The 8103-nt window shown below is 69.4% G+C and carries 7 protein-coding genes; 3 read left to right on the plus strand and 4 right to left on the minus strand.

The annotated features are described in order from the left end of the window. Window positions 1-80: 80 nt before the first annotated feature. Window positions 81-1940, minus strand: a complete 1860-nt coding sequence (locus JWQ05_RS09170) for an ABC transporter ATP-binding protein (RefSeq protein ID WP_299657754.1) — start codon at window positions 1938-1940, stop codon at window positions 81-83. A 169-nt stretch (window positions 1941-2109) separates the two neighbouring features. Here JWQ05_RS09170 and JWQ05_RS09175 point away from each other — a divergent pair, with 169 nt between their 5' ends. Together JWQ05_RS09175 and JWQ05_RS09180 are read left to right on the plus strand one after the other, a co-directional pair. Then, window positions 2110-2712: a helix-hairpin-helix domain-containing protein gene (locus JWQ05_RS09175; RefSeq protein WP_299657756.1), complete on the plus strand. Its 603-nt coding sequence runs from the start codon at window positions 2110-2112 to the stop codon at window positions 2710-2712. 89 nt (window positions 2713-2801) lie between these two features. Next, a complete protein-coding gene (locus JWQ05_RS09180) occupies window positions 2802-3017 on the plus strand; it encodes a hypothetical protein (protein ID WP_299657758.1) in 216 nt (71 codons plus the stop codon). Window positions 3018-3125: 108 nt separating this feature from the next. On the opposite strand, the gene JWQ05_RS09185 is transcribed toward JWQ05_RS09180, so the two are convergent. The 3 genes from JWQ05_RS09185 to JWQ05_RS09195 form a co-directional block, all read right to left on the minus strand. Then, the gene (locus JWQ05_RS09185) at window positions 3126-3734 is read right to left on the minus strand and encodes a GNAT family N-acetyltransferase (protein WP_299657760.1); all 609 of its coding nucleotides are present in this window, start codon (window positions 3732-3734) and stop codon (window positions 3126-3128) included. Further along, window positions 3734-6076, minus strand: coding sequence for an Orn/Lys/Arg decarboxylase N-terminal domain-containing protein (locus tag JWQ05_RS09190; RefSeq protein WP_299657762.1), 2343 nt, complete (start codon window positions 6074-6076; stop codon window positions 3734-3736). Before JWQ05_RS09190 ends, JWQ05_RS09185 begins: the two co-directional genes overlap by 1 nt. 119 nt (window positions 6077-6195) lie before the next feature. Beyond that, a complete protein-coding gene (locus JWQ05_RS09195) occupies window positions 6196-7230 on the minus strand; it encodes a CorA family divalent cation transporter (protein ID WP_299657764.1) in 1035 nt (344 codons plus the stop codon). 217 nt (window positions 7231-7447) lie between these two features. Here JWQ05_RS09195 and JWQ05_RS09200 point away from each other — a divergent pair. Next, on the plus strand, window positions 7448-8103 hold a 656-nt coding region (locus JWQ05_RS09200), incomplete at its 3' end, for a Na+ dependent nucleoside transporter N-terminal domain-containing protein (RefSeq protein ID WP_299657767.1).

Genomic DNA, 8103 nt, shown 5'->3' on the forward strand with positions numbered 1-8103 from the left:
GATCGAGGCCGCGCGGCGGGGCGAAGGCTGACGCGCCGCCGTATGCGGAATCCGCCGCGAAGAGCGCGATCCCGGCGCCCCTAGCGGTAGCCGGCGGCCTGCAGTTCGAACAGTTCGGCATAGCGCCCGCCGAGTGCCTGCAGGTCGGCGTGGCTCCCGGATTCGATGACCCGGCCGCCCTCCAGCACGAGGATGCGGTCGGCCATGCGCACGGTGGAGAAGCGGTGCGAGATCAGCACCGCCGAGCGGCCCTGGCTCAGGTCGCGAAAGCGCTGGAAGACCTCGAACTCGGCCCGCGCGTCGAGGGCGGCGGTGGGCTCGTCGAGGATCAGGATCTCGGCCTCGCGCATGTAGGCGCGGGCGATGGCGATCTTCTGCCACTCGCCCCCCGAGAGGTCGACGCCGTCGGCGAAGCGCTTGCCCAGCGGCTGCTCGTAGCCCAGCGGCAGCCGATCGATGACCGCATCCGCGAGGCTGCGATGCGCCGCGCGGGTGATCCGGCCGGTGTCGTCCCGCGCCTGAATGCGCCCCACCGCGACGTTCTCGGACGCGGTGAAGCTGAAGCGCACGAAATCCTGGAAGATCACGCCGATGCGGGCGCGTAGATCTTCGAGATCGTAAGCGCCGAGCGGCACCCCATCGAGGAGCACGCGCCCCTCGGTGGGATCGTAGAGCCGGGTGAGCAGCTTGACGATGGTGGTCTTGCCGGCGCCGTTCTCGCCCACCAGTGCCAGCACCTCGCCCGCCGCGAGTTGGAAGCTCAACTCCCGCACCGCCCAGATCTCGGTGCCGGGGTAGCGGAAGCCCACGGCCTCGAAGACGATGCCGGTCCGGATCGGGCGCGGCACGGGCAGCGGGTTCTCGGGCGAGCGGATCGCCGGCACCACGGCGAAGAATGAGAACAGGTCGTCGAGATACTGCGCCTGGGCGGCGATCTGCGAGAAGCCGAGCAGGAGTCCCTCGATCAGGCCGCGCAGGCGCTGGAAGGAGCCCGCCAGGAAGGCGAGGTCGCCTATGGAGAACTGGCCCGCCACCGTGCGCCAGACGATGGTCGCATAGGCGAGGTAATAGGCCAGGGTGCCCAGCGCCGCGAAGGCGCCGCCCCAGCCGGCGCGGCGAAGGGCGAGTGCGCGGTTGTCGGCGACGAGCTTCGTGGCGAGGCCCTGGTAACGCTCGGCGATGTAGCCGTTCAAGCCGAACAGCTTGACCTCCTTGGCGGATTCGACGCTGGCGCCCAGGAAGCGCAGGTAGTCGATCTGGCGCCGCTCGGGGGTGCGGTTCCAGGCGAGCCGGTAGCCCTCGCGGTTGAAGTAGGTCTCGTTGAGGAAGGCCGGGACCAGGGCCGCGGCCAGGAGCAGGATCAGCCAGGGCGCGAAGGCGACGAGGCCGAGGGCGAAGGCGACGAGGGTGATGAGATCCTGCCCCTGCCCGAAGAACTGGAACAGCAGGTTGGACCGGCCTGTGACCTGGCGGCGGGCCCGTTCCAGGCGGTCCTGCTGCGCGCTGTCCTCGAACTGTTCGAGGTCGAGGTCGGCGGCGTGGCGCATCAGCTTCAGGGTCGCGGCGTTGCCGTAGAGGTCGGCCACGAGCCCATCCACCAGGGTGCTGGCCCGCCCGAGGAGGTCGGCGAGGATCGCGAGCCCGAACTCGGCGCCCACCAGCAGGGCGAGGTGGCCGAGGGCCGGGTCGGCGAGCCAGGTCTCCGGGCCGAGGCCGGCGAGATGCGGCCGCGCGTGCTCGGCGACGATCGCGTCGAGGATGAGCTTGGCGAGGTAGAGCATCAACACCGGCAGGCTGGCGCGCACGAGGCGCAGGCACAGGCTGAGGATCAGGAGGCGGGGGCTCGCCGCATGGACGAGGCGGAACAGCGCGGGGACGTGGCGCAGGGCGCCGAGGCGCTCGGCCGCCCGGGCGGCCAGGGGGGAGAGGAGGGAGGGCATCGGCCGGGACCATGACGGCGGCGGCCCGCGGCGTCGATCCCATCCCGGGCGGCGCCCATGTCGCAGTGCCACTGGGCAAGCTCTTGAGGACAGTCCATCCTGCGGCGAGACTTCGCTTTGTTACGTATGTTAAACTTTGTCCACGTTCACAGGCTCGGGGCCGCCATCAATGCTTAGCGGTTCAGCGATCCTTCGGGTGGGCGTCCTCCTCGTGGTGGCGGCGGTGCTCGCGGGATTGGTGCAGATGCTGCGCCCGCATGGCGGCGACCCGGTGGAGGCGCCCGTGTTGAAACCGGTTCCCGAGACCGGAAAGGCCGGATCGCAGCTGGCCCTCCCGCCCCTGGTGACGCGGCCGGCCGCGCCGGTTCCGCAACCCGCGCCCCAAGCCGTTGTCCCGCAGCCCCCCGCGCCGCAGATCCCCGCCCCTCAGACCCCGGCGCCGTCATCGCAGGCTGCCGCGCCCGTCCAGGTCCCGCCGGCGCCTACGCCGGAGCCGGCGCGTCCCCCCCTCGACCTCGCCCGCCCGGCCGCCCCGATGACCGGCGACGAGGCCGTCGACAACGCGGCCGAGACCGCCGGTCCGCGCGGCGTCGCCGTCGTCGACCTCAACACCGGAAGCGTGGCGGACCTCAACGGACTGAAGGGTGGCGGCATGATCGGGCGGGCCATCGTGCAGAAGCGGCCCTACGCCTCGGTGGGCGAACTGCTCTCGAAGCGGGTTCTCAGCCGCGCCGTCTACGAGCGCATCAAGGATCAGGTGACCGTGCGCTGAGGCCCGTTTCGGGTAGCGCCGGGCGCGCCGCCTGCCTACAATGCGTCTCCAGGAAGCCGGAAAGTCGCTTCGATCACCAGGGACGGGCCATGTTCGCGCAATCCGGTGGCGTTACCTTTCGCGAGGATCTCGGCGTCGAGGAGACCACCGAGACCGACAACATCGTCCGCTGGGACGGCGACAAGCTCTACGTGGAGCACGACATCTACCACAACGGGCAGCTGGTCCATCGCAAGTACCGCAAGAACGTCACCGAGGCCGTGGCCCGGGCGCTCCAGACGCTGGTCAACCGGGCGCAGCAATAGCGGGCGCGCCTGCGCCCGGCGGGGCTCCGAGGGTCGGTCATCCGGGGCCGCCGATGGCGCAGGACCTTTGGCGGCCACGACCTGTTCGCGAAGCCGTCCGGTGTCGCGCTACGTCCCGATCCAGTCGTGCCCCGCCACCATGGCCTCCACGGAGCGGGTCCAGGTGCCGGGCTGGTCGGTGGAGCCGGTGCCCAGCGCGCACTGGACCATGACGCTGTCGCTCCAGCGGCCGTATTTGTAGCCCACCGCCGGCAGCAGCCCGACGCGCACGAAGCCACAGGCCTCGTGCAGGCGCAGGGAGGCCTCGTTCTTCGCGTCGATGTAGCCGATCATCTGACGGTAACCGCCGGCCGCGCAGGCCTCGATCAGGGCCGGCAGCAGGCGGCGGCCAATGCCGGCGTTCAGATGCGCGTGATGCACGTAGATCGAGTGCTTGAGGGTGTAGCGATAGGCCGGGCGCTTGCGGAACGGAACCGCGTAGGCGTAGCCCGCCACGACGCCGTCGCGGTCGGCGACGAGGTGCGGCAGGCGCTTCTTGCGCATGGCCTTGCGGCGCTTCTTGAGGTCGTCCGGATGGAGCGGATCCTCCTCGAAATCCCCGACGTCGCCGACGCCACGCCGGATGTGGTGGGCGTAGATGTCCACCATGTCCGGCACGTCGGCATCCGAGGAGGGCCGGATGACGATGTCGGGGTCGCTCTCGGTCGCGCCCGCCATCAGCGGGTCTCGCGCATGACGTAGGTGTGGAACCGGATCGTCCCGTCCGGGTCGACGTCGCGGAAGACGCCCTGGATCTCGGCCTCGAAGCCCGGGAACAGGTTCGCGGAGCGCTCGAACATCTTGAAGTAGTCCAGCATGGGTTTGGCCCGCTCGTCCAATCGCTCGCCCGGCAGCACCGTGCCGATGCCCGGCGGGTAGACCAGAAGCAAGGTCGTCGCCACACGGCCTTCCGCTTCCGCGATCGGCACGTAATCGACGTTGTTGCGGGTGAGCTGCTGCACCGCTTCCTTGGGGGTCATCACCATCTCGGGCAGGTGGCCCGGCTCGAACTGCTTGCGTTGGAGCGTGCTGGTGCCGGCCTCGCGGTGGAAGGCGTGGAAATCCGCACAGAGGTCGCGCAGGCGCACGCCCTTGTAGCGGTTGGGCCGGCGCCGCACGAATTCCGGCATCGCCTCCTCCAGGGGCACGTTGTCGTCGTGCAGGCGTTTGAAGGCGACGAGCCCGGAGATCAACGTGCCGGCTTTCGAGGATTCGACGCCCGGGGTGAGCAGGAAGAGCAGCGAGTTGAGGTCGTTCTTCTCCGGCACGATGCGGTTCTCGCGCAGGTACTGCGCCACGATCGGGGCCGGGACGCCGTGATCGGCGTACTCGCCCGTGTGCCGGTTGAAGCCTGGGGTGAGCACGGTGAGTTTGTTGGGGTCGGTCATGGCGTAGTCCGCCGCCACGTGGGTGAAGCCGTGCCAGTCGGCACCCGGCGTCAGCTCCCAATACTTCGCGTTGCTGGCGAGTTCGTCGGTCGACAGGCTCTCCCACGCCACCTTGCCGTCCGGCCCCTTCACGGTGTCGGGCACGAAGGGGTCGAAGAACCAGCGGCGCAGCGGATCGCCCTCCTTCTCCTCGAACTCGCGGCGGATGGCGCGGACCTTCTTGCGCCACTCGATGCCCAGCCGAATGGTGTCGTCCCACAGGACCACGCCCGAGCGGCCCTTCATCATCTGCGCGCCGACGTCGAGGGAGGCGAACAGGGGGTAGAACGGCGAGGTCGAGGCGTGGACGAGGAAGGTCTCGTTGAAGCGCCGGTGTTCGATGCGCCGGGTCTGGCCCCGGATGTGGCTATCCTTGGTGTGGATCTGCGAGGCCTGGGAGAAGCTCGCCAACTGCTTGTGGGTCGATTGGGTGGCGATGATGCCCGGCGAGGTCTCGTCGAGGCCCTTGAGGCCCATGGCGAAGCGGCCGGCGAAGAGGGGGTGGAACTTCATGAAGCCCGCCCAGGCCTCGTCGAACAGGATGTAGTCGCAGAGGTGCCCGATCCGATCGAGGATCATCTGCGCGTTATAGATCGTGCCGTCGTAGGTGCACTGCTCCACCACCGCGACGCGGAACGGGCGCTCGCGCTTCCAGGCGTCCTTGTCGGTGATCAGCGGGTTGTCGCGGATCTTGCGGCGGATGGCCTTCTCGTCGAGGGCCTCGTGGTACATCGGGCCGATCAGGCCGTAGGCGTTGCGGTCGGTCTCGATGAAGACGGGGATCGCGCCGCCGAGGAAGAGCGCGCCGTGATGCGCGGCCTTGTGGTTGTTGCGGTCGAACAGCACGAGGTCGCCCTCCGCCACCAGGGCCGAGAGCACGATCTTGTTGGAGGCCGAGGTGCCGTTGAGGACGAAGTAGGTCTTCTCCGCTCCGAAGATGACGGCGGCCTCCTTCTGCGCCTTCAGGGCGGGGCCTTCGTGGACCAGCAGATCGCCGAGATCGAGGACCGAATTGTCGAGGTCGTCGCGAAAGATCGCCTCGCCGAGGTGTTCGACGAAGATCCGTCCGATGGGCGAACGGTTGTAGAAGATGCCGCCGTTGTGGCCCGGGCAGGTCCAGAGCTGGTTGCCCTGCTCCGCGTAGTCCACGAGGGCCCCGAAGAACGGCGTCTTGAGGGTCTCGGCGTATTGCTTCACCCGGCTGACCAGGCCGCGGGCGATGTATTCGGGGGTTTCTTCGGCGAGGAAGATGTAGCCGTCGATGAAGTCCAGCACCTCGACGGGGATGTCCTCCAGGCGCTTGCGGCGGACCATGATGACGATGGGCATTTCCAGCCCGCGCTTGCGCATCAGGTTGATCAGGGCCGCCGCCTTGCCGTCGAGGCCGCGCTTGCCCCAATCGACCACCATGCAGCCGATGGCGGCATCGGTCTGGACCGCGATGGCCGCGTCCTCGACGCGCCGGGCCCGCACCACCTCGAAGCCGAGCTTCTCGACCGAGCCGATGATCTGCTGGACGCGCACGCCCTCGAGATCGTCCGGATCGAAGTTGGGCGCGCACATCAGGACCGTGAAGCGGCGGAAGAAGTCCATGCGGGGTAAGGCTCCGGAATTGGGTCGGCGCACCGTTCGCGACGGGACGTGACGCTTCGATGACGAACGCGCGCGGATCGCGGTGTTTTCAGGACGCCCCCGCGCGAAAGAACGCCGGCTTACGATCCGGCGCGGCGTTTGACGAGCCCGAGGTGGCGGATCACGCCGTAGACCGCCAGCGCCGCAAGCGCGCAGATCCCGAGCGCCAGGAACGAGCCGTTCTCGAAATCACCGAGGAACAACCCCTTGGTGTTCATGCCGAACACGCCGGTTACCAGGGTCGGCGGCAGGAACAGGGCGGTGAGGATCGACAGGGTGAAGAGTTGGCGGTTGGTCTCGGCCGCCCTGCGCCCGGCGATCTCGTCCTGTAGCAGGCGGCTGCGCTCGGACAGGACCAGCATGTCGCGGTGAAGCGAATCGAGGCGCTGGACCACGCGGGCGGCCATGCTCACCACCGCCTCGGGCAGGGCGTCGTCGTCCTCTTCGGTCTCGGATTCGAGGCGGTGGAAGACCGCGCTCAAACCCGCGAGCTGCCGGTGCTGGCGCACCGCCTGCCGGCGGATCGGCGCGAGCGGGCGGGGATCGTCGCGCTGGTCCTCGTCGAGCATCCGGTCCTCGATGGCGTCGAGCTCGTCCGAGAAGCGCCGGGCCGAGGCGTCCAGCGAAGCGGCGACGCCCGTGACGAAGATCTCGAGGAGTCCCGCCGGCGAGGCCACCGGCCGCCCGGCCAGCACCGCGTCGCGCGCAGCCTCGGCGGCCGCGGTGGCGTGGCGACGCCCGCTGACCAGACGATGCTCTCCCAGGACACAATGCAGGCGTCCCGCCGGCTCCTCCCCGACCCGGCCGCCGAATTCCCGTTCGCGGTCGGCGATGACGAGGCCGAGGCTCGTGCCCTCGATCACCACCCGCTGGTGGCCGTCGCGGGCGAAGGTGGCGGCGGCGAGCGTAGGCGGCCCGAAGCGTCCGGCGGCGATCAGGCCTTCGAGGCGCGCGTCGACGAGATCGAGATGCAGCCAGAGAAAACCCTCGTCTCCGCTGCTCGCCTCCGGCAGGTCGTCCCCCGGCGCCAGAAGCCGGCCGTATCCTCGCGCGTCGAACTGCATCGCGAAGAGCAGGCACGGCAGGGCGGTGGTGTCGGTGAGGAAGCGCTGCATCCGGGCCCGGCCTGGTTGCCGGCAAAGTGCCGGCGATCAGGGCGCTGGATCGCAAGCGCCCGCGACACTGTCATGACGCCGGGGACCCGACCCGGAGCGGACACGCTGCTTGCGCCGTGATCGAGCCAAGCGGCCGGTCGTGGATGACGCGGACTCCACACGCGACAACCCGCGCGGCATCGGGCTTGCTCCGCTCGAGCCAAAACAGCGGGGCGGCATGGTCGAGAAGCTTTTTCACGCGGGCGCGAGCCTCGCTCTTCTCTTGGCCATCGGCGTGCTGTTCTCGACGAACCGCCGGGCGATTTCGCCTCGCGTCGTGCTCTCCGCCCTGGCGCTCCAGGTGGCGCTGGGCGCCCTGGTCCTGTTCGTGCCGGTGGGGCGCGCGGGCCTCGCAGCGGCAGCGTCCTTCGTCCAGACGGTGCTGAACTACGGCGATCGTGGCACCGCCTTCCTGTTCGGCGGGCTCGTGGAGCCGCGCATGTTCGAACTGTTCGGCGGCAGCGGCTTCATCCTGGCCCTGCGCATCCTGCCGCAGATCCTCTACGTCTCGGCGCTGATCGCGGTGCTCTACCATGTCGGGGTGATGCAGGCGGCGGCTCGCTTCGTCGGGGCCGTGCTGCGGCGGGTGCTCGGAACCTCGCCCATCGAGACCTTCTCGGCCGTGATCACCATCGCCATCGGCCAGAGCGAGATCGCCATCGCGCTGCGGCCATTCCTGGCGGTCCTGACCTCGGCCGAACTCTTCGCCGTGATGTCGAGCGGGGCCGCCTCCACGGCGGGCACGATCCTCGCCGGCTACGCGGCGCTCGGCGTGCCCATGGAGTACCTGCTGGCGGCCAGCGTCATGGCGATCCCGGGCGGGCTCCTCTACGC

Origin of the sequence: Methylobacterium sp. (assembly GCF_028290105.1) — a bacterium.
GTDB lineage: Bacteria > Pseudomonadota > Alphaproteobacteria > Rhizobiales > Beijerinckiaceae > Methylobacterium.

Coding starts and splice junctions, on each gene's coding strand:
- JWQ05_RS09195 (WP_299657764.1), bottom strand. CDS start 7,230: ATGCAGCGCTTCCTCACCGACACCACCGCCCTGCCGTGCCTGCTCTTC.
- JWQ05_RS09190 (WP_299657762.1), bottom strand. CDS start 6,076: ATGGACTTCTTCCGCCGCTTCACGGTCCTGATGTGCGCGCCCAACTTC.
- JWQ05_RS09185 (WP_299657760.1), bottom strand. CDS start 3,734: ATGGCGGGCGCGACCGAGAGCGACCCCGACATCGTCATCCGGCCCTCC.
- JWQ05_RS09175 (WP_299657756.1), top strand. CDS start 2,110: ATGCTTAGCGGTTCAGCGATCCTTCGGGTGGGCGTCCTCCTCGTGGTG.
- JWQ05_RS09180 (WP_299657758.1), top strand. CDS start 2,802: ATGTTCGCGCAATCCGGTGGCGTTACCTTTCGCGAGGATCTCGGCGTC.
- JWQ05_RS09170 (WP_299657754.1), bottom strand. CDS start 1,940: ATGCCCTCCCTCCTCTCCCCCCTGGCCGCCCGGGCGGCCGAGCGCCTC.